Consider the following 22,150-nt stretch of genomic DNA (forward strand, 5'->3'; position numbering starts at 1 on the left):
CGGCGCTGCGCTTCAAGCGATAGAGGGGCGGTCCCGCGGGGCCGCCCTTTTTCGTTTCAGAGCGTGATCCGCCGAACGCCGATCGTGGCGTCGGGATTATATTGCGGCTGCGCGTTGGCGGGGCGCGCGGCGATGAGCGACGCTGCTGATGCCGGCAGACCGCTGCGGATGCCAACCAGTGACCAGCGCTGCGGCCGCGCGTTGCCGAGCAGCAGTTCGACCGTCGCGCCATCGCAGCTTCGGCCCTGGCAGCGGATGCTGAAATCATTGTCACCCGAGCGATTGGCCGCTTCGCTCTCCTCGCGATCGCGCCCGCCCATCGGCCGCGATGATCCGTTCATCCGCGCTTCGATCACCTTCGCTTGCGGAGGGCCGCGCAGCAGGATGGTGTCTGCGCCGTTGGCGCCAATGCGTAATCGCACGATGCGGCCTTCGGGTGTCGCGGCAGTGCCGGTCAGCGTCGCGGCGGGGGCGGGCGCTTCAGCCACCGGCGCTGTCGACGCCCAGCGCTTGCGGCCCGACCAGGGCACTTTCACGCCGCCCTCGAAGCCTTTCATCGCAGCCGGCAGGGCCGCGCCGTCATTGACCACCAGCCAGCGCGCCGTGCCGGCGTCCGCATCGACCGCATATTCGATCCCGAACGGCTGCTTGCGGTTCGCGCTGTAATCGGGCGCGGCGAGCGTCGCGACCCAGCCGACAACGGCGATTGCTGCGAGCGCGGCCAGCAGCGGCCGTGCCGGCGCGCGCACGAACAGCGGTGCCAGCTCGATAAGCGCTGGAAGCAGTACCAGCGCGACCAAGGGCGCGAAGATCGCCATGGTGGCGTGATCAAGCGTCGTCTCGGCCGCCCCGATCGTCGGCGCCCAGAGCGCGAACAGCAGCAGCGCGGAGAGGATCGCGCCGATCCGCTCGGCAGCGGGCCAGCGGGAGGCCAGCAACAATCCGATCGCTGCGGGCGGCGCGACCAGGAGGAAGTAGATCGACGCGCCCGGCAGCGCCACCGAGAGAGCGGCGCCAACCAGCAGAAAGACCAGCCAGAACGCTGCACGGAGACGTGCCGCGTCCCATCGCGCCCACGCGAGCGCGGCGACGGCAGCGAGCATCGCCGTCGCATAGGTCGCGAGCTTGATCAGGATCGGCGTCCCGCGCCAATATTCGCCCGCGATGGCCCAGCCGACCGCCGTCTGGATCAGGAACGTCAGCACGCCCGCACCGGCAAGTGCGAACAGGACCGCAAGCAAGGGTCGCCCGAATGCCTGCCGCCGCCATGCGGCATAAGCGGTTACGGCAAGCGGAAGGAATAGGCTGCCGACAGCAACCGGCGCGGGCAGAACGATCAGCGCGCGGCCCCAGAGATCGGTGAAGACCTTCTCGCCTTCAGCCGCAGGCTCTGCGGCTCCATTCGTGGCGGCACGGACCACCGCCAGCGCCTGATCGCCCATATGCTGGAGACTGCGACGCTCGAACGCCGCCATGTCGTCGCCGGGCGTGTGATAGCGCGTCTCGTTGCCGATCACCGCGAAGTTGAGGATCGTCCAGCCGGCGTCCTTCAGTACCGCGACGTCGGTCGTGTTGGGAATGAGCTGCGAGATCGCGATGCTGAGCGAATTGGCGGCGGGCCTGTCCACCGCGACGGCGTAGCGGGTGATCGCGGGACCATTGGGGCTGCTGGTCTCGAACATGATCGCCGGTCCGTCGACGCCGCGCGCCTCGAAATTGAGCAGCGTATCGACGTTCCGTGCCAGCGGATCGCGCTCCAGGAACGCGTGGGCGCCGAGCAGCCCGGATTCCTCACCCTCGTCGAACAGAAAGCTCACCGGCCGCGACAACGGGCGCCCTCGAAGCTGCGCCGCCACTTCGAGCAAAGTCGCGACGCCCAGCCCTGCATCGGAGGCGCCCGGGCCGACCGGAGTGGAGTCGTAATGGGTCGCGAGCAGGAGGTGGCGCCCCTCGGCGGGCCCCATCGTGGCGATCACGTTGCGCACCCGCCCGCAAGCGATGCCGCGCGCCTTGGCGGAGCCGTTGCAGATGAAATCGTCGGTGACGCGTGGTTCGAGGCCGGCCGCGCGCAACTCGGCGATCAGCCGGTCGCGAACCGCGTCATTCGCCTCGCTGTCGACGGGGTGCGGGCGCTCGTCACCCAATATGCGGGCAAGCCGGTCCGTTGCCCGCGTCGCGTCGAACATCCCGGGAGCAGAGGCAGTGCGCAGCGGCGGCGGACCTGAAACGCCGTCCTTGAGGAACAGGCCCGCCAGCAACAGCGCGAGCGCCAGCATCGCCCCGATGATTCCACGCCCCATGCCGCCCCCTCGCTTTGAGGGCGCAGCCTATCCGCGTGACACCGCGCGCGCCACCCTCAGCCGCGGATCGCCACCTCGGACCGGTCGACCAGCTTGGTATAGAGATGCCAGGTCGCGTAACCGAGCCACGGCAGCACCACCGCAAGGCCGATGAAAAGCGGGATCGAGCCGGCGACGAGCAGTGCTGCGACGATTATGCCCCAGCGCACCATCTCGCCGGGGTTGCGGCGCACCGCGGCGATCGACGTGGATATCGCCGTTCCGGCATCGACATCGCGATCGACGAGCATCGGCAGCGAGACGACGCTTACCGCCAGCACGGCCGCGGCGAACAAAAAGCCGACGACATTGCCGATCAGGATCAGTGACCAGCCTTCGGGCGTCGCGAACAGCCGCGTCGCGAAATCGCCGACCGACACCGGCGCGGGGCCGATCAGCGCCGCATAAAGCGCCGCGGCGGCGACCATCCAGCCGACGAACAGCAGGATCAGCACCATCGCGACCGCCATGATGCCGCCGAAACCGGGACGCTTGCGCACGTCGAGGAAATGCGACCAGTCCGACTCCAGCCCCTGCTCGCGCCGCCGCGCCAGCTCGTAGAAGCCGATCGCGACGAGCGGCCCGAGCAGCGACAGCCCCGCGGCGAGCGGGAACAACAGATGGAGCAGCGGCCCGCTGGTCGCCACCACCGCCGCGACGAGGCCGATCATCGGATAGAGCAAGCCGATGAAGATGAGATCGCCGCGCTTGGCGAGGAAATCGCGCCAGCCTTCGCGGAGCGCCGCGTTGAGATCGGCATGGCCGATGCGGCAGACTTCGGGGCGCGGTCCTGCGCCAATGCCGGTCGCTGTGCTATGGGTGATCGCCATCGTCGCTCTCCTTGGAGCCAAGGGGCGGGCGTCCGGTGACGGGGCGGGCCGGGCGCCGCCTATCACGACCTTCGTAGCAGAAAAATGGCACGCGCGCGATCCGCGGGGTTGGATCGGGGGGCGGTCGGGACTAGATCGCCGGGGCAAATTGGAGACTGAAGTCATGGGCTATCGGGTGGTCGTCGTGGGTGCGACCGGGAACGTCGGGCGAGAGATGCTCAACATCCTCGCCGAGCGGCAATTTCCGGTCGACGAGATCGCCGCGGTCGCCTCGCCGCGATCGACCGGAGACGTGATCGACTTCGGCGACAGCGGGCAGGAGCTTAAGGTCCGCAACATCGAGCATTTCGATTTCGCCGGTTGGGACATCGCCTTGTTCGCGGCCGGCTCGGCGGCGTCGAAGGCCTATGCGCCCGGCGCCGCTGCGGCGGGCTGCACCGTCATCGACAACAGCTCGCTCTTCCGCATGGACCCCGACGTGCCGTTGATCGTGCCCGAGGTGAACGCGCACGCGATCGACGGCTATCGCGCCAAGAACATCATCGCCAACCCCAATTGCTCGACCGCGCAGATGGTGGTGGCGCTGAAGCCGCTCCACGATTTCGCGCGCATCAAGCGCGTCGTCGTCGCGACCTACCAGTCGGTTTCCGGCGCGGGGAAAAGCGGCATGGACGAATTGTTCGAGCAGAGCCGCAACATCTTCGTCGGCGACAGCGCCGAATCCAAGACGTTCACCAAGCAGATCGCCTTCAACGTTATCCCGCACATCGACGCATTTCTCGACGACGGATCGACAAAGGAGGAATGGAAGATGGTGGTCGAGACCAAGAAGATCCTCGATCCCAAGATCAAGGTGACCGCGACCTGCGTCCGCGTGCCCGTCTTCGTCGGCCATTCGGAAGCGATCAACATCGAATTCGAGAACGAAATCAGCGCCAAGGACGCGCAGCGCATCCTGCGCGAAGCGCCGGGCGTGATGCTGGTCGATAAGCGCGAGGACGGCGGCTACGTGACGCCGGTCGAGGCGGTCGGCGAATATGCGACCTACGTCAGCCGCGTGCGCGAGGATCCAACCGTGGATAACGGCCTCTCGCTCTGGTGCGTCTCCGACAACCTGCGCAAGGGCGCGGCGCTCAACGCCGTCCAGATCGCCGAGCTGCTCGGCCGCCGCCATCTCCAGAAGGCGGCGTGACCGCTTGACCGCCGCGCCGACGCTCCACCATCTCGCCGCCCGTGACGGCGTCCAACTCGCCTGGCGCGAGATAGGCGAAGGGCGTCCGCTGGTCCTGATCCACGGCTATTTTTCCAACGCCGAGGTGAATTGGATCCGCTACGGCCATGCCGCGCTCCTCGTCGAGGCGGGCTTCCGCGTGATCATGCCGGACCTTCGCGCGCATGGCGAAAGCGACAAGCCGCACGACCCGGCCGCTTATGCGCCAGACGTGCTCGCCCGCGACGGCGAGGATCTCGTCGCGCATCTTGGTCTCACCGACTATGACCTCGCCGGCTATTCGCTCGGCGGGCGGACGGTGGTGCGGATGCTTACCGCGGGCGCCGCGCCGCGCCGCGCCGTGCTGATGGGCATGGGCCTCGACGGTATCCTCGATACTCACGGCCGCGGCGGGTATTTCCGGCACGTCCTCACCAATCTCGGCAGCTTCGAGCGTGGATCGTCCGAGTGGATGACCGAAGCGTTCCTCAAGACAACCAAGGGCGATCCCGAGGCTTTGCTCCTGATCCTCAACACTTTCGCCGACACCAGCCGTGAGGAACTGGCGGATATCCGGGTGCCCGTGCTGGTCGTCACCGGCGACGAAGATGACGACAACGGATCGGGCGAAGCGCTCGCCGCCGCCATCCCAGATGCCCGCTTCGAAAGCATTCCCGGCAATCACATGAGCGCCGTCACCAAGCCCGAACTCGGCCGCGCGATCCGCGATTTCCTCATCGCTTGACCCTCATCGGACGCGGGTCCAGAACGCGCGCCACACCGAAAAGCCGAAGGGGATGCTTGATGAAAGCCGCTGTATCCGTGCTCGCCCTCGCCACTCTGCTCGCTGCCGGAGGAGTCGCCGTCGCCCAGTCGGGCGCCGCGCCGACCGCGCAGGAAGCGGACGCCTTTATCGCCGCCGCCGAGAAGGATCTCGGCGATTTCTCCGTGATCGGCGCGCGCGCCGCCTGGGTGAACGCCACGTACATCAACGACGACACCGACGCGCTCGCCGCGCATTTCGGGACGATCGGCACCGAAAAGTCGGTCGCCTATGCTAATCAGGCGGCGAAATTCGCCAAGGCGCCCGGTCTTTCGGCCGATACCAAGCGCAAGCTCGACATCTTGCGCGGCGGCATCACGCTGCCGGCGCCGACCACCGCGGGCGCCGCGGCGGAGCTCAACACCATCGCGACACGCCTTCAGTCGACCTACGGCAAGGGCCGCGGCACGCTCAAGGGCCAGCAGATCAACGGCAGCGACATCGAAGCGGCGATGGGCACCAACCGCAATCCTGAAGAGCTGAAGGAAATGTGGTCGAGCTGGCACGACAATGTCGGCGCGCCGATGCGCAAGGATTACGTCCGGCTCGTCCAGATCGCCAACGAGGGTTCGAAGGAACTGGGCTACAAGGACACGGGAGCGATGTGGCGGTCGGGCTATGACATGCCCGCCGATGAGTTCGCTGCGCTCACCGACAAATTGTGGCTCGAGGTGAAGCCGCTCTACGACCAGCTCCACTGCTATACGCGCGGCAAGCTCAACGCCAAATATGGCGATGCGGTGCAGTCCAAGACCGGCCCGATCCGTGCCGATCTGCTCGGCAACATGTGGGCGCAGGAATGGGGCAACATCTACGACGTCGTCGCACCCCCGGGTGCGGGCGACATCGGCTATGACGTCGGCGATCTGCTCGAGAAGAAGGGCTATGATCCGATCAAGATGGTCAAGACCGGCGAGGGCTTCTTCTCCTCGCTCGGCTTCGCGCCGCTGCCCGAGACGTTTTGGGAGCGCTCGCAGATCGTCAAGCCGCAGGACCGCGAGGTCGTCTGCCACGCTTCCGCCTGGGATCTCGACAACAAGGACGATCTGCGCATCAAGATGTGCACCAAGGTCAACGGCGACGATTTCGTCACCGTCCACCACGAGCTCGGCCACAATTATTACCAGCGCGCTTATAACAAACAGCCATTCCTCTATCTGAACGGGGCCAACGACGGCTTCCATGAAGCGATCGGCGATGCTGTCGCGCTGTCGATCACGCCCGAATATCTCGTCCAGATCGGCCTGCTCGACAAATCGCAGGTGCCGTCGGCGGACAAGGACATCGGCTTGCTGCTGCGCCAGGCGATGGACAAGGTCGCTTTTCTGCCGTTCGGCCTGCTCGTCGACAAATGGCGCTGGGGCGTGTTCGAGGGCTCGATCCCCGAGAGCAGCTACAACAAGGGCTGGAACGACCTGCGCCTGCAATATCAGGGCATCGTCCCGCCGGTGGCGCGCGACGAGAGCAAGTTCGATCCCGGCGCGAAATATCACATCCCCGGCAACACGCCCTACACACGCTACTTCCTCGCCCGCATCCTCCAGTTCCAATTCTACAAGGCGGCGTGCGACCAGGCGGGGTGGAAAGGGCCGCTCCACCGCTGTTCATTCTACGGCAACAAGGAAGTCGGCAAGCGCTTGAACGCGATGCTGGAAATGGGCGCGTCCAAGCCTTGGCCCGATGCGCTGCAGGCCTTTACCGGCAGCCGCGAAATGTCGGGCAAGGCGATGCTGGAATATTTCCGGCCGCTCGACGCCTGGCTCAAGCAGCAGAACCGCGGCCAGCAGTGCGGCTGGCAGCGGACCTGACGCGGAGGTTCTGATGAAAAGGCTTATGGCGGGGGCCGTTCTGTCCGCCGTTTTGATATCCGGGGCGGCGGCGCAGGTCGCGCCGCCCCGGTTCAACCCCGCCGCGCCGGAAAACCGGCAGGTCATCCCGTCGTTCAGTTTTGCGACGGTGGAGCCGGTGCTGAAACAGATCGGCGCGCAATATAGGCGCGGCGGCGATCCTGCCCGGCCGACTTTGATGGTGACCTTCACCAACAATCGCCGTGCGACGATCACGATGAGCGGCTGCGATTCCACCGGCGCCAATTGCAAGGCGCTGAGCGTCCAATCCTATTGGACGCGTATCACCAACGCATCGGCCGACCAGACCGGCGACGCGATCAGCGCGTTCAACCACAAATATGCCTTCGCGAAAGCCTTTGTCGCCAGCGACGGCCGTCCCGCGCTGCAGCGCTATCTGACGGCGGATTTCGGCTTCGTGCGCGGCAATCTGGCGGTCAACCTGTTGGTCTTCGCCAACCAGGCAGACCGCTATGCTACCGAGGTGCTGGGGCCGCTGGAGGCGCGGAGGCCCGCGGCCCCCACGCCATCCCCGTCGCCCGCCGGAACGCCCTAGCGCTTAGAGCCGCTCCAGCATGTAATCGGCGCTCGAGACGTTGAACGCGCCCGGCTCCTCGACATTGAGCTGCTCGACGACGCCATCCTTGACCAGCATCGAGAAGCGCTGGCCACGCTGGCCCAGGCCGAATTTGCTGCCGTCCATTGGCAGGCCCACGGCCTTGATGAAATCGCCATTGCCGTCGGCCAGCATCGTCACCTGGTCACCCGCGCCCGACTGATCGGCCCAGGCCTGCATCACGAAAGCGTCGTTGACGGCGGTGCAGGCGATCTCGTCCACGCCCTTGGCCTTGAGGTCGCCCGCCTTTTCGATGAAGCCCGGCAGGTGTCGCGCCGAGCAGGTCGGGGTGAAGGGGCCGGGCACGGAGAAGAGCGCAACCGTCTTGCCCGCGAAATAATCGCCGGTCGAAACCTGCTGCGGACCCTCGGCCGTCGCCTTCATGAAATTCGCGTCGGGAATGCGGTCGCCTACCTGGATGCTCATGCGCTTGTCCTCTGCTCTAAGTGCGGTCGGCGGCGGCTCTAGCAAGGCGGACGGGCGCCGAACAGGGGGTGCGGCCATTGTCGGTGACTAGCGAGCGGGCCTATAGCGGAACGATGGATGCCCCGCCTTTTCTCACCGGCCAGTTCCTTCTCGCGATGCCGGGGATCGGCGATCCGCGGTTCGAGCGCGCGGTGATCGCGATGTGCGCGCACGACGAGGACGGCGCGCTCGGCATCGGGCTAGGGCGCACCTTGTCTGACATCGGCTTCCACGCGCTACTGAAGCAGCTCGACATCGATCCCGGCGTCGCGCCCGATTGCCGCATACATGCAGGTGGCCCGGTCGAGCCGCAGCGCGGCTTCATCATCCACAGCCGGGATTGGGGCGGGGAGGGAAGCATCGACGTCGCCGGGCGCTGGACGCTGTCCGCGACGCTCGACATCCTCCGCGCTATCGCCGAGGGCAAGGGCCCGGAGCGTTGGATCGCAGCACTCGGCTATGCCGGCTGGGGTGCCGGTCAGCTTGAGCAGGAGATGAAACGCCACGGCTGGTTCACGACTGCGGGGGACGAGGCGTTGCTGTTTAAATCCGACGTCGGCGCACGCTGGGAGGATGGCTTTCGCGGCGCGGGCGTCGATCCGCGCTTGCTCGCGCTGGAATCCGGAACGGCCTGATCCGCACGACATATAAAGATATCTTTATATGTTGAATTGCGCGCTGCGAACCCGTAAGGGCGCGCCATAGCCGGCAGGCCGGCATCCCACATCATTTTCTCAAGGAGCATCCCTCGTGGCCACTCAGGCGAAACCCGCGTTCGACGATTATGTGATCCGCGACATCGACCTCGCCGCCTTCGGCCGCAAGGAGATCGAGATCGCCGAGACCGAAATGCCGGGCCTGATGGCGCTCCGCTCCGAATATGGATCGTCGCAGCCGCTGAAGGGTGCGCGCATCACCGGTTCGCTGCACATGACGATCCAGACCGCGGTGCTGATCGAGACGCTGACCGCGCTCGGCGCCGAGGTCCGTTGGGCATCGTGCAACATCTTCTCCACCCAAGACCATGCCGCCGCCGCGATCGCCGCGTCGGGCGTCCCCGTCTTCGCCGTCAAGGGCGAGACGCTGGAGGAGTATTGGGATTATGCCGCGCGCATCTTCGATTGGGGGCAGGACGAGACCTGCAACATGATCCTCGACGACGGCGGCGACGCGACGATGTTCGCGCTGTGGGGCGCGCGCGTCGAGGCGGGCGAAGAGCTGTTCACGCCGACCAACGAGGAAGAGGAAATCTTCGCGGCGACGCTGAAGCGCTTCCTGAAGGAGCGTCCGGGCTACCTCACCAAGACGGTCGCCGCGATCAAGGGCGTCTCGGAAGAGACCACCACGGGCGTCCACCGCCTCTATGATCTCGCCAAGAAGGGCAAGCTCCCGTTCCCGGCGATCAACGTCAACGACAGCGTCACCAAGTCGAAGTTCGACAATCTCTACGGCTGCAAGGAATCGCTGGTCGACGCGATCCGCCGCGCGACCGACGTGATGCTCGCCGGCAAGGTCGCCTGCGTCGCCGGCTTCGGCGATGTCGGCAAGGGCTCGGCCGCCAGCTTGCGCAACGGCGGCGCGCGCGTCCTCGTCACCGAAGTCGATCCGATCTGCGCGCTGCAGGCGGCGATGGAAGGCTATGAGGTCGTGACGATGGAGGAAGCGGTGACCCGCGCCGACATCTTCGTCACCGCCACCGGCAACATGGACGTCATCACGCTCGATCATATGCGCGCGATGAAGAACATGGCGATCGTGTCGAACATCGGCCACTTCGACAGCGAGATCCAGATCGGCGCGCTGGCCAACATGAAGTGGACCGAGATCAAGCCGCAGGTCGACGAGGTCGAGTTCCCCGACGGCAAGAAGATCATCGTCCTTTCGAAGGGCCGCCTCGTGAACCTCGGCAACGCCACCGGCCACCCGAGCTTCGTCATGTCCTCGTCCTTCACCAATCAGGTGCTCGCGCAGATCGAGCTGTGGGCCGAGGGCGGCAAGTACAAGAACGAAGTCTACGTCCTCCCCAAGCATCTCGACGAGAAGGTCGCGGCGCTGCACCTCGACAAGCTCGGCGTGAAGCTGACGACGCTCAACAAGAAGCAGGCCGATTATATCGGCGTGCCGGTCGAGGGTCCGTTCAAGCCGGACCACTATCGCTATTGATGGCGAACGGGGCGGTGCCTGACGCCGCCCCGTCAGTCGATAAAGCGCTGCTGACGGATCCAGCGGCTGGCGATCAGCTTGACCCCGGTGGTTACGGGCAGCCCGGCGTGGATCGACCGCATGTCGGTCTCGCCGCCGGGCAGCAGATTGCGGAACAGCAGTGCATCGCCGGTCTCGCCGCGCACCGACAGGTCCGCCTCCGGGAAAACGGTCTCGCCGCCCTCATAGTCCGCGTTCAGATAGACGAGCATCGTCATCACGCGCTGGTTCTCGAGCCCTGCGAGCGCGTCGAGATGCTTCTTATATTCCTGTCCCGGGCGGTAGCGCAGGATCTGCAGTGCCTCGCCTTGATCTTCCTTGGTCCCGCTCGCCGCCGCGATCCGCCGGTTCAGCGCGTGGATCACCGGATTCTCGATCGGCCAAGTGAAGATCGCCTGATCGGAGGTACGGATCGGGTTGCGGATCTGCTCTCCCGTGGTCGGGTGCACCACCATCGCCGGCTGCATCAGCGGCATCGCCTGCGCGGCGAGATAGGCGCATTCGGTCTCGCTGAACAATTTGGGGAAGAGGCGGACGTCGGGCGAGGTGCCGATGATGCGCGGTTCGGGCAGCGCCTCGGCCGGATCGCCCTTGTCGTCCAGCGCCATTTCGCCGAGCAGATAGAGCTGCTGCCCGGCCTGCGGATCGATCGCGCTGCGCCGCCGCAGCAGATCGAGCGCGCCCGCCCAGTCCGCCGCTCCGCCGACCCCGGCTGCGAGGAAGTTGGTATAGATCACCCCGGCATGCGCGTCGCCGCCCTGCGCTGCGCGGAGGAACAGCCGCCGCGCCTCGTCCAGATCGCGCGGCAGATGCTGGCCCGTGCAGCGCCACACCGCGAGCACCCCGCAGGCCTCGGGATCGCCCTGCGCGACGCGCTGTTCGAGCAGCGTCCGGGCGTCCTCCGTTTTCCATTGGGAGACGAGCGATTCGACATGCTGGCGGAGCGGCGCAGGGTTGTTCATCGCTTTACGCTATGGCCGGCGCGGTTCGCGCACAAGCGCCGCTCTTCCGTTGTGTCGCACTTGCTCCTAGACATCGGCGCAGCATGGGTTCGGTCGAAATCTCGCGCCAGGCGCTCGGCATCATCGCCCTTGTCGCCGGCGTCTGGCTGGCGATCGCGCTGTTCCTGTCGCTCGCCGGGGCGCGCCGACTGCGCAGCGGTTCCGCGGTGGCAGACGAGGGGCGGCGCGCAAGGGCACTGCTCGACGCGGGGCCCGCAATCCCGGTGATCGTCGCGCCCGGCGGTGAGATCGAAGCGGACGCCCGCCTCGCCGACATTCTCGGCCTTTCCTATACGCCCTCCACCTTGCAGTCGCTTGCCGACAGCGATGCAGGCCTCGATCCGGGCGATGCCGAGCGGTTGCGCGAAGCGGTGGCGGGTGCCGCACGGGCCGGTGGCGCCTTCTCGCTTCACGTCGGCGTAAACGGATCGGGCCGCCGTTTTCGGGTGGAGGGCGCGCCCGCGCCGCGCCCATGGAAGTCCGGCACCACCTTGCTCTGGTTGATCGACGCCACCGAAAGCGAAGTGCGACGCGCCGACCTGGAGGGCGAGGGCGAGCGGCTTTCGACCGCGCTCGATTCCCTTTCCGCGCTCATCGAGGCCGCGCCCTTCCCGATGTGGCACCGCGGACCGGACCTTCGCCTCGCGATGGTCAACAGCGCCTATGTCGCGGCCGTGGAAGGCGGCGATGCTCTTTCGGTGGTCACCTCGGGCATCGAACTGGTCGACGAAGGCGAGGGCGGCAGCCCGCTTAGCCAGGCAGAGGCGGTGCGCGAGCAAAGCGAGGTCGTGGCCCGTACCGTGCCCGCCACCATCGCCGGCGAGCGCCGGACGATGCGCGTGGTCGAGGTGCCGCTCAGCGACGCCGGCGTTGCGGGCTATGCGATCGACGTCGAGGATCGCGAGCAGGCGCGCGCCGAGCTTGCCCGCTTCGTCGCCGCGCAGCGCGACATGCTCGACAGGCTTTCCGCGGGCGTCGCGCATTTCGGGCGCGACCGGACGCTGATCTTCTTCAATCAGCCGTTCGCGCGGCTGTTTGCGCTGCGCAGCGACTTCCTGGCCGACGAGCCCGAATTCAACCGCGTGCTCGATGCGATGCGCGAACAAGCGCACCTGCCCGAAGTTCGCGACTATCCCGCGTGGCGCGAAGAGCGCGGCGGCTGGTTCATCGCCGGCCTCGCCGCCGAGGAAGAGGATTGGCTGCTCCCGAGCGGCAAGCACCTGCGCGTCGTCGCGCAGCCGCTGCCCGACGGCGGTCTGCTGCTGATCTTCGAGGACCGCACCGAGCAGATTCGCCTCGCATCGGCGCGTGACACGTTGCTGCGGGTGCGGACGGCGACCTTCGACAATTTGTTCGAGGCGATCGGCGTGTTCGCTTCGGACGGGCGGTTGCACCTCTGGAACAACCGTTTCCGCAATCTTTGGGCGTTCGAGGAGGAACAGCTTTCCGCGCATCCGCGGATCGACGCGCTCGTCCCGCACATCGCCGGCAAGCTCAAGAATCCGGGCCACGCCGCGCTGGTGCGCGAGCTGGTGCGCAGCGCGACCGTCGAACGCAAGCAGCGCAGCGGCCGGGTCAGCCTGCTCGACGGATCGGATTTCGAGTTTGCCGCGGTGCCGCTGCCCGACGGCAACGCGCTCTTCACCATGCTCGACGTGACCGACAGCCGCCGGATCGAGGCTGCGCTGCGCGAGCGGGCGGAGGCACTGGAGGAAGCGGACAAGCTCAAGACCGCCTTCGTCTCCAACATGAGCTATGAGCTCAGAACGCCGCTCACCTCGATCGCCGGCTTCGCCGAGATGCTGGAGGGTGGCTATGCCGGCAAGCTCGAAGCCCCCGCGACAGAATATGTCGCCGCGATCCTCGATTCGGTGAACCGGCTCGGCGTGCTGATCGACGACGTGCTCGATCTGACGCAGAGCGACAGCGGCAGCCTGATGCTGAGCGAGGATGAGATCGATCTCGCCGCGCTGTGCGAGGAAGCGGCGGAAGCGGTGCAGGAGGCCGCCGCCGCCAAGGGCATCGATCTCGCGCTCGACATCGCGCCCTCGGCCGGCAGCGTGATCGGCGATCGGCGGCGGCTGCGCCAGGCGGTCGATCATGTCGTCAAGAATGCGGTCGACTACACCCATGGCGGCGGCAGGGTGCTGCTCCACGCCAGCGGCGATGCGTCGGAAGCGGTGATCGCCGTGTCCGACAACGGTGCCGGCATCGCGCCGTTCGAGCAGGCCCGCGTGTTCGATCGCTTCCACCGCACTGCGGCGGCGCGGGGCGGCGATGGCGGCTCGCTCGGCCTCGGCTTGCCGCTCGCCCGCCAGTTCATCGAGGCGCACGGCGGCACCATCGCTTTGGTCTCCGAAGTGGGCGAGGGCACGACCGTCACGATCCACTTGCCGCGCCCCTTGCTGTGATCGCGCTTCCCGGTCCTGCCGACACCGAAGCGTTGGGCGCAGCCTTGGGGTCACTGCTCCGCCCCGGCGACGTGGTCGCGCTCTCCGGTCCTCTCGGGGCGGGGAAGACGACTTTGGCGCGCGCCATATTGCGCGGTCTCGGCTTCGGCGGAGATGTAGCCAGCCCGAGTTTTCCGATCGTGATCGCTTACGAGCCGCCCGCACTCCGCCTGCCGCTTTGGCATGTCGATCTCTATCGCATCGAGCGCGCGCGGGAGATGGAGGAGCTCGGGCTCGACGATGCGCTGTTCGACAGCGCTTTGCTCATCGAATGGCCCGAGCGGCTTGGTGACCGTCTGTGGCGCCATGCGCTGCGGCTCGACCTCGATGTGTCGCCGGATGGCGCGCGCCGCTTGACAGCGCGGGTTCCGGAGGCATGGGAGGCGCGATGGCCGCCCCGATGATTCCGCCCGCCGCGGCGCCCGATTTCCTTGCCGCGCACGGCTGGGGCGGCGCCGAAATCCTGCCGCTCGCGGGTGATGCGAGTTTCCGCCGCTATTTTCGCGTCGCACGCGGCGGTGCGACCGCCGTCCTGATGGATGCACCGCCCGAGCATGAGGATGTCGGCCCGTTTCTCGGCGTCGCGCAGCATCTTCTCGATCGCGGCTTCGCGCCGCCGCGGCCGCTTGCGGTGGATCGCGAGCGAGGACTGCTGCTGCTCGAGGATTTCGGTGACGATCGCGTCGGTCCGCTGCTCGCGCGCGAGCCCGGCCGCGAGCCTGGCATCTACGAAAGCGCGGTCGATATTCTCGCTCGGCTCGGCGCGGATCCTGCGCCGTCGGATTTGCCACCCTATGACGATGCCGCGATGGCGCGCGAGGTGGGGCTGTTCACTGAATGGTATGCGCCGGCATTAGGTCTTGAGGTCGATGAGACAGGCTATGTCGCGGCGTGGTGCGAGGCCTGGCGCGGCGTCGCCGAACGTGCCGCCGCAGCGCCGGTGATGGTGCTGCGCGATTATCACGCCGACAATCTGATGGTTCTCCCGGGGCGCGACGAACTCGGCCTGCTCGATTTCCAAGACGCGCTCGCCGGCCATCCCGCTTACGATCTTGTCTCGCTGCTTCAGGATGCACGCCGCGACGTGGCGCCGGAACTGGAGGCGGCGATGCTCGCCCGCTACGCCGACGCGGCGCGGATCGACGATCGCGGCACCTTTCGCGCCGATTACGAAGTGCTCGGCGCACAGCGAAACACCAAGATCCTCGGCATCTTCACGCGTCTCTGGAAGCGCGACGGCAAGCCGCTTTATCTGCCGCTGCAGCCGCGCGTCTGGTCCTACCTCGAACGCAACCTCGCGCACCCCGCGCTGGCGTCGGTCCGCGCCTGGTTCGACGCCAACATACCCGCGGACAAGCGTGCGGCGGCCTGGAAGGAGATGCCGGCATGAGCCGTTACAAGCCGCCCCTGGCGCTCCGCCCGCACCCCGCCGTCACCGTTCCGGCGACCGCGATGGTGATGGCAGCAGGGCTCGGCAAGCGGATGCGCCCGCTGACCGCGACTAGGCCCAAACCGCTCGTGGAGGTAGCGGGCAAGCCATTGCTCGATCACGCGCTCGACCGGCTTCGTGCCGCGGGCGTCAAGAAAGCTGTGGTCAACGTCCATTATCTCGCCGACGCGCTCGAAGCCCATCTCAAGAACCGCGTGCGGGGCATCGAGTTCGCCGTTTCCGACGAGCGGGGGCAATTGCTAGAAACCGGCGGTGGGCTGGTGAAGGCGCTGCCGCTGATCGACGCCGATCCCTTCCTCGCGGTCAATGCCGACAATCTCTGGATCGATGGGCCGGTCGATACGCTGAAGCTGCTCGCCTCCGCCTGGGACGACGCGCACATGGACGCGCTATTGCTTCTCGTCCCGCTCGCCCGCGCGAATTGCCACAAGGGCAAGGGCGATTTCCACATGAGCGCCGCGGGCAAGCTGCGCCGGCCGCGCGCCGGGACGGTGGCGCCGTTCGTGTTCACCGGCATCCAGATGCTCTCCAAGCGTCTGCTCGCCGATGCGCCGGAGGGGCCGTTCTCGACCAACATCCTGTGGGACCGCGCGATCGAGGCGGGGCGCTGCTACGGCGCGGTGCATCAGGGCCTCTGGTTCGACGTCGGCGCGCCGCCCAACATCAAGGCCACCGAAGCGATGCTCGCCGAGATCTGAGCTTTTCCGTCATTGCGAGGAGCACAGCCACGAAGCAAACCATGTGCCTCGCCCGTCTCCGCTGGATTGCTTCGCTACGCTCGCAATGACGAAAGGAGAAATCGAGCCCTTTGCCCGGCCCGGCCAACGTCCCTAGAGTGCCGCCCGTGCCAGCCGTCTTCACCATCCCACCGCATCGCGCTTTCGCTGATGCGCTCGCCGCTGGCCTCATTGCGCGGGCGCGGGGCGATACGACCGACCTGGCGCGCGGGCTGGTACTCGTCCCCAACAATCGCGCCGTCCGCGCGATCACCGATGCTTTCGTGCGCCGGTCCGAAGGCGGGCTACTGCTCCCGAGGCTCGTCCCCGTGGGCGATCCCGATATCGACGAGCGGCTGTTCGGCGCACTCGAAGCGATGGACGATACCGATCCGATCCCGCCCGCCATTCCGCCGCTCGAACGGCTGATGCTGCTCGCCCGGCTGGTCGAGAAGCAGCAAGGTGTCGATGCTGCCGAGGCGCTCCGGCTCGCCGAGGATCTCGCCCGCACTCTCGACCAGCTTCATGTAGAGAAGATCGATCCGGTCAGGCTGCGCGACGTAGCCGCTGGCGTTCCGGATCTCGCTCACCACTGGCTCGCTTCGCTGGAGCGGCTCGAAGTGATTCTCGATCTCTGGCCTCGCGTGCTGGCGCAGCGCGGCTGCATCGACCTTGCCGATCGCCGCAATCGCCTGCTCGAACGCGTCGCGCGCAAATGGCGTGACGCGCCGCCGCGCGGCTTCGTGGTCGCGGCAGGCATCACCAGCCCCGCACCGGCGATCGCCGCGTTGCTGCGACGCATTTCGCGGATAGATGCCGGGATGGTCGTGCTGCCCGGACTCGACACCACGATGCCCGCGGACGAGTGGGACGCGCTCGGCCCGCATGAGCCTGATCCCGTCACGGGCTTCGCACGCCGCGCGATCGAAACCCACCCGCAGTTCCAGATCAAGCTGCTGCTCGATCGTATGGGCGTGAACCGCACCGAAGTCGCGCGGTGGCGGTGGGGTGGGGGCCGCGACGCCCCTGCGGTGCGCAGCCGCGCGATCGCCAATGCGATGAAGCCCGCCGCCTTCACCGCGCGCTGGCAAGGGCTCAAGCCCGCCGACCGGCGTTTGACCGGTGTCCGCGCGCTCGAGCTCGCCGATCCGGCGGAGGAGGCGCAGGCGATCGCCATTGCGCTGCGCGAGGCGCTCGAAACGCCGGGGCGGACTGCCGCTCTGGTGACGCCCGACCGCGGCCTCGCGCGCCGCGTGTCCGCACACCTAAAGCGCTGGGGTGTCGAGGCCGACGACAGCGCCGGCCGCCCGCTCTCGCAGACGCCGCCCGGCACGCTGCTGCTGTCGATCGCCGCCGCCGGCGCCGACCGGTTCGCGCCGGTGCCGCTGCTCGCGCTCCTCAAGCACCCGCTGGTCATGCGCGGCGATCGGCGCGCGGCGTGGCTCGACGGTGCGCGCACGCTCGATCGCGCGCTGCGGGGGCCGCGCCCGCCCGCCGGGCTCGACGGCATCACCCGCTTCCTTTCCGACCGCTCAGGCCGTGACCGCGATCTGCGCGCCGCCGCGCTCGCCTGGTGGCGCGAGGCGCTGCCGCTGCTCCAGCCGATCGAAAGCGATTTCGCAGGCGAAGCATTGTCGCTGCCCGCAGCGCTCGACGCGCTGCGCAAAGCTACCGAAGCACTTGCAGGCGACGACGCCTGGACAGGCCCCGCGGGTCGCTCCGCCGCCGATCTCTTCGCCGAACTCCAGGATGTCACGGCGGCGGGTCCGGAACGCGTCTCCGCCGCCAATCTCGTGCCTTTGCTGGAAGCGCTGCTCGACCGTGTCGCGGTTCGCCCGCCTTACGGCCAGCATCCCCGGCTCTTTATCTGGGGCCTGATCGAAGCGCGGTTGCAGAGCGCCGATCTGATGATCCTCGGCGGGCTCAACGAAGGCGTCTGGCCCGCGCTGCCGCCGCCCGATCCCTGGCTCGCGCCGCGCATCCGCACCGAGCTGGGGCTGCCCTCGCTGGAGCGCGTCATCGGCCTTGCTGCGCACGATCTTGTCGGTGGCCTGGGCGGGCAGGAGGTGCTGGTGACGCGCGCGCGGCGCGATGCGCGCTCGCCCGCCGTCGCCTCGCGCTTCTGGCTGCGGATGGAGGCGATGACCGGCGGGCTGAGGCGCCATCCTCATTATCGTCGCTGGGCGCAGCGGATTGACGCGCCGCTCGCCCCGGTCCAGATCGAGCGCCCCGCGCCGTCGCCGCCGCGCGCCGAGCGCCCGCGCCGCATTTCGGTCACCGAAGTCGACCGCCTCAAAGCCGACCCATTCGCTTTCTATGCGCGCCGCGTGCTCGGCCTGTCACCGCTCGATCCGGTCGATGCCGATCCGGGGCCGGCCTGGCGCGGCAATGCCGTCCATGCGGTGCTCGAAGCGTGGATGAAGGAGGATGATTGCGATCCCACGCAGCTTCGCCCCCGCGCCGAGCAGTTGCTCGCTGACACCGCCGCGCATCCGCTGCTGAAGGCGCTGTGGGAGCCGCGTCTTCTGGAAGCGATCGACTGGATTGCCGAGCGCGTCGCCGCCGATCGTGCCGCAGGCCGCCTGCCGCTCAAAGCTGAAGCGCGGGGCGAGGCGGAGGTGGCCGGGATCGCGCTCTATGGCATCGCCGACCGCATCGACCGGCTCGCCGACGGAAGCCTCGCCATCGTCGACTACAAGACTGGCAACCCGCCCAGCAGCAAGGCGGTGGGGGAGGGCTATTCGCTCCAGCTCGGCCTGCTCGGTCTCATCGCCGAGCGGGGCGGTTTCGCCGACGTCGAGGGCGTTCCGGCGGCATTCGAATATTGGTCGCTGGCGAAGAAGGCGGGCAGCATCGGCCATGTCCAGAGCCCGGTCGGCGGGCGCAGCGGTCTCGATCCGGCGGATTTCACCACGCTCGCCGCAGGCCACTTCACGGCTGCGGCGGAACATTGGCTCACCGGCAACGCACCTTTCACCGCCAAGCTCCATCCTGAATATGCGCCCTACGCGGACTATGATCAGCTCATGCGGCTTGAGGAATGGTACGGACGCGAAGGCGCGGTTGCGCCCGAGGACGGTCCTGCCTAGCCTCCCCGGCAAAAGGGGAGAGCTGAAATGAGGATGTCCATCGGTCTGGCGCTGCTGCTTTGCACTGCGCTGCCCATGCAGGCCGCGCTCGCGCTCCAGGCGCAGCCGGCCGCAACCTGCTCCGCCTCCGCCGATCCGGCGTCGGTTGCGCGCACCGTCGATGCGATCGCCAAGATCCGCTTCGCCTACGGTCCGAGCTTCTCGCCCGACGGCAAGTCGATCGCCTACATCTCTTCCGCCAGCGGCATCCCGCAGGTCTGGACGATGCCGGTGGCGGGCGGCGAACCGCGGCAGGTCACCAACCTTTCCGATCCCGTCCAGTCGGTCCACTGGTCTCCGTCAGGAGACTGGCTCGCCTATGACGTCGCGCCGGGCGGCGGGCTCAACGTCCAGATCTACGTCGCGCGGCCCGACGGCAGCGATGCCAAGCGCCTCACCGTGGGCGGCGAGGACAACAACCAGCTTGCCGGCTGGACCGACGACGGCAAATGGCTGCGCATCGGCAGCAATGCAGCCTTCCCGGAAGGCTTCGATGCTATCCTGCTCGATCCGGTGAGCGGCGAGAAGCGCGCGGTCGTCGAGAAGAAGAGCCTCAACCTCATCAGCGACGTCAGTGCGGACGGCAAGCGCGCCGTCGTCGGACGCACCGCGACGCGCGACGACAACAATGCCTATCTCGTCGATCTCGCCTCGGGCCGCGAGACACTGATCACCCCGCACGAAGGCAAGGGCGAGCAGGCGTGGGGCGAATTCTCCGCCGACGGGCGTTCAGTCTACGTCATCTCCAACAACGGCCGCGACATGATGGCGTTCGGCACGATCGCGCTCGATGCTGCGGGCAAGCCCGCACCGATCCGCTATTTCGCCGAGCGCGACGATGCCGAGGCGCAATCGGCGCTGCTCACCCGCGATGGGAGCCGCGCCGCGCTGGTATGGAACGCCGCCGGGCGGAGCGAACTCGCCTTCCTCGACACCGCCTCGGGCAAGGTGACGCCCGGCCCGAAGCTGCCGGTCGACATAATCAGCGACATGGATTTCTCCCGCGACGGCAAGACGCTGGCGATCAACGGCTCGGCTGCGAACCGTCCCAATGACGTCTATCTGATCGACGTCCCGTCGGGCCGCGTCACCCAGGCGACCAAGAGCGCGCACGACGGCGTCGATCTCGCCACGTTCGTCCGGCCGGAACTGGTCTCTTACAAGGCGCATGACGGGCTGGATCTCTCGGGCTGGCTCTACCGCTCGCCCTGCGTCACCGGCGCGGGGCCGCTGGTCTTCGTCTATCATGGCGGCCCGGAAGGACAGGCCCGCCCGTCGCTCAGCGGCGACATCCAGGCGCTCGCCGCGCGCGGCATCTCGGTGTTCGCGCCCAACGTCCGCGGCTCATCGGGGTTCGGCAAGCGCTTCATGGCGCTCGACAATGGCGCCAGGCGCGTCGACGGCGTCCGCGACATCAAAGCTAGCACCGATGCGATGATCGCCAGGGGCGTCGCCGACCCCAAGCGGCTCGGCATCATGGGCGGCTCCTACGGCGGCTATATGGTGATGGCCGGGGTGACCGAATATCCCGACATGTTCGCCGTGGGCGCCAATCTGTTCGGCGTCGTCAATTTCGACACCTTCTTCAAGAACACCCAGCCATGGATGGCGGCGATCTCGACCGACGAATATGGCAATCCCGCGACCGAGGCGGAGATGCTGAAATCTTTGTCGCCGATCCATAAGCTCGATCGTATCACGACGCCGCTGATCGTCCTCCACGGCGCCAACGACACCAACGTCCCGCTGATCGAGGCGAAGCAGATCGTCGAGAGCCTGCGGGCGCGCAATGTCGCGGTGAATTATGTCGAGTTCCCCGATGAGGGCCACGGCTGGCGCAAGCTCCCTAACCGCGTGAAATCAACCACCGAGATCGTCGGGTTTTTCGAGCAGCATCTGAAGTGACCTCAAGCCCGCGCCTCGATCGCCGCAGCCTGATCGGGGGCGGGGCGCTGGGGATGAGCGGGCTGATGCTGCCCGGCTGCGCAACCACGCAGGCGGCGCGCAGCGTCCCGACCCGCTGCCTCCCGCCCGTCCATGTTTCGGTAAGCCGCGTCATCCGGACGCTGGTCGGTCTCAGGCCGTACCGGCCATCGGGCTTCGTCGTCCGTGCCGAGCCTTTCGCGGACAAGCGGCTCGTCCACAATTACGGCCATGGCGGCGCGGGGATCACCCTGAGCTGGGGCACGTCGCGCCTCGCCGTCGATCTCGGGCTGCAGGGTCATCAGGGGCTGGTCGCGGTGCTCGGCGCCGGGATCGTGGGCCTCACCACCGCGCGGCTGGTGCAGGAGGCGGGGTTCCCGGTAGTCATTTACGCCGCCGCGCTGCCGCCTGAGACCACGTCGAACATAGCGGGCGGGCAGTGGATGCCGTCGGCGCATTATCGCCGCGCGCAGGTCACGCCAGAATGGCGGGCGCAATATCTCGCCGCTGTGGACTATTCCTATCGCCGTTTCCAGATCCTGGTCGGCGACGAATATGGCGTGCGCTGGATGCGCAATTACGAATTGTCGCGAAACCCGATCCGTGCGGAAGGCGAGGAGGGGATAGCACCGCTTCAGCCCGAGGCACGGTTGCTCGGTCCCGGCGATCATCCGTTCGATTACCCTCATGTCCGCCAGTTCGACAGCATGATCGTCGAGCCACCGCGCTTTCTCCGCCAGATCGAGCGCGATCTGCGCTTGGCGGGCGCCCGCATCGCGGTCCGCAATTTCGCATCGCCTGCAGAGGTCGCCGCGCTCCCCGAACGGCTGGTCTTCAACTGCACCGGCCTCGGCGCGCGGGCGCTGTTCGGGGACGAAGAGCTGACGCCGATCCGCGGCCAGCTCGTCGTCCTACTGCCCCAGCCCGAGGTGGATTACGCGCTGATCGGCGACGACGGCTACATGTTCGCGCGCAGCGACGGGATCATCCTTGGCGGCACGTTCGAGCATGGCGAGTGGTCGACGACGCCGGACCCGGAGACGACAACGCGCATCCTTGCGGCGCATCGCGGCATTGTCGGCGGGATGCGCTGCGTGGACTGAGCGGTCGTTTCGGTGATGGACTTTTCCATCGATGCCGGTAACGGACT

The 22,150-nt window shown here is 67.4% G+C and carries 17 protein-coding genes; 13 read left to right on the forward strand and 4 right to left on the reverse strand.

All coding sequences use genetic code 11. The features are described 5' to 3' along the window. Nucleotides 1-56 precede the first annotated feature (56 nt). Both B9N75_RS11910 and B9N75_RS11915 read right to left on the reverse strand, forming a co-directional pair. Nucleotides 57-2,300, reverse strand: a complete 2,244-nt coding sequence (locus B9N75_RS11910) for a M20/M25/M40 family metallo-hydrolase (protein WP_085218991.1) — start codon at nt 2,298-2,300, stop codon at nt 57-59. Nucleotides 2,301-2,356: 56 nt separating this feature from the next. Then, nucleotides 2,357-3,169 (reverse strand): DUF2189 domain-containing protein, encoded by an 813-nt coding sequence (locus B9N75_RS11915; RefSeq protein ID WP_085218992.1) that lies wholly within the window; start codon nt 3,167-3,169, stop codon nt 2,357-2,359. Between the two features lie 163 nt (nt 3,170-3,332). On the opposite strand from B9N75_RS11915, the gene B9N75_RS11920 reads away from it, so the two are divergent. Genes B9N75_RS11920 through B9N75_RS11935 form a run of 4 tightly spaced genes read left to right on the forward strand, consistent with a single transcriptional unit; the run spans nt 3,333 to nt 7,605 of the window. Next, complete coding sequence (locus B9N75_RS11920) at nt 3,333-4,361, forward strand: aspartate-semialdehyde dehydrogenase (protein ID WP_085218993.1); 1,029 nt, start codon at nt 3,333-3,335, stop codon at nt 4,359-4,361. A 4-nt stretch (nt 4,362-4,365) separates the two neighbouring features. Continuing rightward, nucleotides 4,366-5,124 carry an alpha/beta fold hydrolase gene (locus tag B9N75_RS11925; RefSeq protein WP_085218994.1) on the forward strand — a complete coding sequence of 253 codons (759 nt, stop codon included), beginning with the start codon at nt 4,366-4,368 and terminating at the stop codon, nt 5,122-5,124. 59 nt (nt 5,125-5,183) lie between these two features. Beyond that, on the forward strand, nt 5,184-7,010 hold the full coding sequence (locus B9N75_RS11930; protein ID WP_085218995.1) for a M2 family metallopeptidase: 1,827 nt from the start codon (nt 5,184-5,186) through the stop codon (nt 7,008-7,010). Nucleotides 7,011-7,023: 13 nt separating this feature from the next. Next, nucleotides 7,024-7,605 (forward strand): YbjN domain-containing protein, encoded by a 582-nt coding sequence (locus B9N75_RS11935; protein ID WP_085218996.1) that lies wholly within the window; start codon nt 7,024-7,026, stop codon nt 7,603-7,605. Nucleotides 7,606-7,608: 3 nt separating this feature from the next. Here B9N75_RS11935 and B9N75_RS11940 read toward each other — a convergent pair whose 3' ends face one another. Further along, complete coding sequence (locus B9N75_RS11940) at nt 7,609-8,091, reverse strand: peroxiredoxin (RefSeq protein ID WP_085218997.1); 483 nt, start codon at nt 8,089-8,091, stop codon at nt 7,609-7,611. A gap of 113 nt (nt 8,092-8,204) precedes the next feature. Between B9N75_RS11940 and B9N75_RS11945 the strand changes: the two genes are divergently transcribed. Next, entirely contained in the window at nt 8,205-8,765 is a 561-nt protein-coding gene (locus B9N75_RS11945) for a YqgE/AlgH family protein (protein ID WP_085218998.1), read from the forward strand. Nucleotides 8,766-8,880: 115 nt separating this feature from the next. Then, nucleotides 8,881-10,293 (forward strand): adenosylhomocysteinase, encoded by a 1,413-nt coding sequence (gene ahcY, locus B9N75_RS11950; protein ID WP_085218999.1) that lies wholly within the window; start codon nt 8,881-8,883, stop codon nt 10,291-10,293. 32 nt (nt 10,294-10,325) lie between these two features. Here ahcY and B9N75_RS11955 read toward each other — a convergent pair whose 3' ends face one another. Next, a complete protein-coding gene (locus B9N75_RS11955) occupies nt 10,326-11,294 on the reverse strand; it encodes a 2OG-Fe(II) oxygenase (protein WP_085219000.1) in 969 nt (322 codons plus the stop codon). Between the two features lie 83 nt (nt 11,295-11,377). Here B9N75_RS11955 and B9N75_RS11960 point away from each other — a divergent pair, with 83 nt between their 5' ends. From B9N75_RS11960 to B9N75_RS11990, 7 genes are all read left to right on the forward strand, one after another. Further along, entirely contained in the window at nt 11,378-13,744 is a 2,367-nt protein-coding gene (locus B9N75_RS11960; RefSeq protein ID WP_085219001.1) for a sensor histidine kinase, read from the forward strand. Next, complete coding sequence (gene tsaE / locus B9N75_RS11965; RefSeq protein ID WP_425292396.1) at nt 13,741-14,187, forward strand: tRNA (adenosine(37)-N6)-threonylcarbamoyltransferase complex ATPase subunit type 1 TsaE; 447 nt, start codon at nt 13,741-13,743, stop codon at nt 14,185-14,187. Before B9N75_RS11960 ends, tsaE begins: the two co-directional genes overlap by 4 nt. After that, on the forward strand, nt 14,184-15,173 hold the full coding sequence (locus tag B9N75_RS11970) for an aminoglycoside phosphotransferase family protein (protein ID WP_085219642.1): 990 nt from the start codon (nt 14,184-14,186) through the stop codon (nt 15,171-15,173). Before tsaE ends, B9N75_RS11970 begins: the two co-directional genes overlap by 4 nt. Continuing rightward, nucleotides 15,170-15,931, forward strand: a complete 762-nt coding sequence (locus B9N75_RS11975; RefSeq protein ID WP_085219002.1) for a nucleotidyltransferase family protein — start codon at nt 15,170-15,172, stop codon at nt 15,929-15,931. The genes B9N75_RS11970 and B9N75_RS11975 overlap by 4 nt, the downstream gene beginning before the upstream one ends. A 137-nt stretch (nt 15,932-16,068) precedes the next feature. Beyond that, nucleotides 16,069-19,038, forward strand: coding sequence for a double-strand break repair protein AddB (gene addB / locus B9N75_RS11980; protein ID WP_157123819.1), 2,970 nt, complete (start codon nt 16,069-16,071; stop codon nt 19,036-19,038). A 27-nt stretch (nt 19,039-19,065) separates the two neighbouring features. Beyond that, complete coding sequence (locus B9N75_RS11985; protein ID WP_085219004.1) at nt 19,066-20,982, forward strand: S9 family peptidase; 1,917 nt, start codon at nt 19,066-19,068, stop codon at nt 20,980-20,982. Beyond that, nucleotides 20,979-22,103, forward strand: a complete 1,125-nt coding sequence (locus B9N75_RS11990) for an FAD-dependent oxidoreductase (RefSeq protein ID WP_244552344.1) — start codon at nt 20,979-20,981, stop codon at nt 22,101-22,103. Before B9N75_RS11985 ends, B9N75_RS11990 begins: the two co-directional genes overlap by 4 nt. Nucleotides 22,104-22,150 lie beyond the last annotated feature (47 nt).

It is taken from the genome of Allosphingosinicella indica (genome assembly GCF_900177405.1).
Classification (GTDB): domain Bacteria; phylum Pseudomonadota; class Alphaproteobacteria; order Sphingomonadales; family Sphingomonadaceae; genus Allosphingosinicella; species Allosphingosinicella indica.

Coding starts and splice junctions, on each gene's coding strand:
- B9N75_RS11910 (WP_085218991.1), bottom strand. CDS start 2,300: ATGGGGCGTGGAATCATCGGGGCGATGCTGGCGCTCGCGCTGTTGCTG.
- B9N75_RS11915 (WP_085218992.1), bottom strand. CDS start 3,169: ATGGCGATCACCCATAGCACAGCGACCGGCATTGGCGCAGGACCGCGC.
- B9N75_RS11920 (WP_085218993.1), top strand. CDS start 3,333: ATGGGCTATCGGGTGGTCGTCGTGGGTGCGACCGGGAACGTCGGGCGA.
- B9N75_RS11930 (WP_085218995.1), top strand. CDS start 5,184: ATGAAAGCCGCTGTATCCGTGCTCGCCCTCGCCACTCTGCTCGCTGCC.
- B9N75_RS11935 (WP_085218996.1), top strand. CDS start 7,024: ATGAAAAGGCTTATGGCGGGGGCCGTTCTGTCCGCCGTTTTGATATCC.
- B9N75_RS11940 (WP_085218997.1), bottom strand. CDS start 8,091: ATGAGCATCCAGGTAGGCGACCGCATTCCCGACGCGAATTTCATGAAG.
- B9N75_RS11945 (WP_085218998.1), top strand. CDS start 8,205: ATGGATGCCCCGCCTTTTCTCACCGGCCAGTTCCTTCTCGCGATGCCG.
- B9N75_RS11955 (WP_085219000.1), bottom strand. CDS start 11,294: ATGAACAACCCTGCGCCGCTCCGCCAGCATGTCGAATCGCTCGTCTCC.
- B9N75_RS11960 (WP_085219001.1), top strand. CDS start 11,378: ATGGGTTCGGTCGAAATCTCGCGCCAGGCGCTCGGCATCATCGCCCTT.
- B9N75_RS11970 (WP_085219642.1), top strand. CDS start 14,184: ATGATTCCGCCCGCCGCGGCGCCCGATTTCCTTGCCGCGCACGGCTGG.
- B9N75_RS11975 (WP_085219002.1), top strand. CDS start 15,170: ATGAGCCGTTACAAGCCGCCCCTGGCGCTCCGCCCGCACCCCGCCGTC.
- B9N75_RS11985 (WP_085219004.1), top strand. CDS start 19,066: ATGAGGATGTCCATCGGTCTGGCGCTGCTGCTTTGCACTGCGCTGCCC.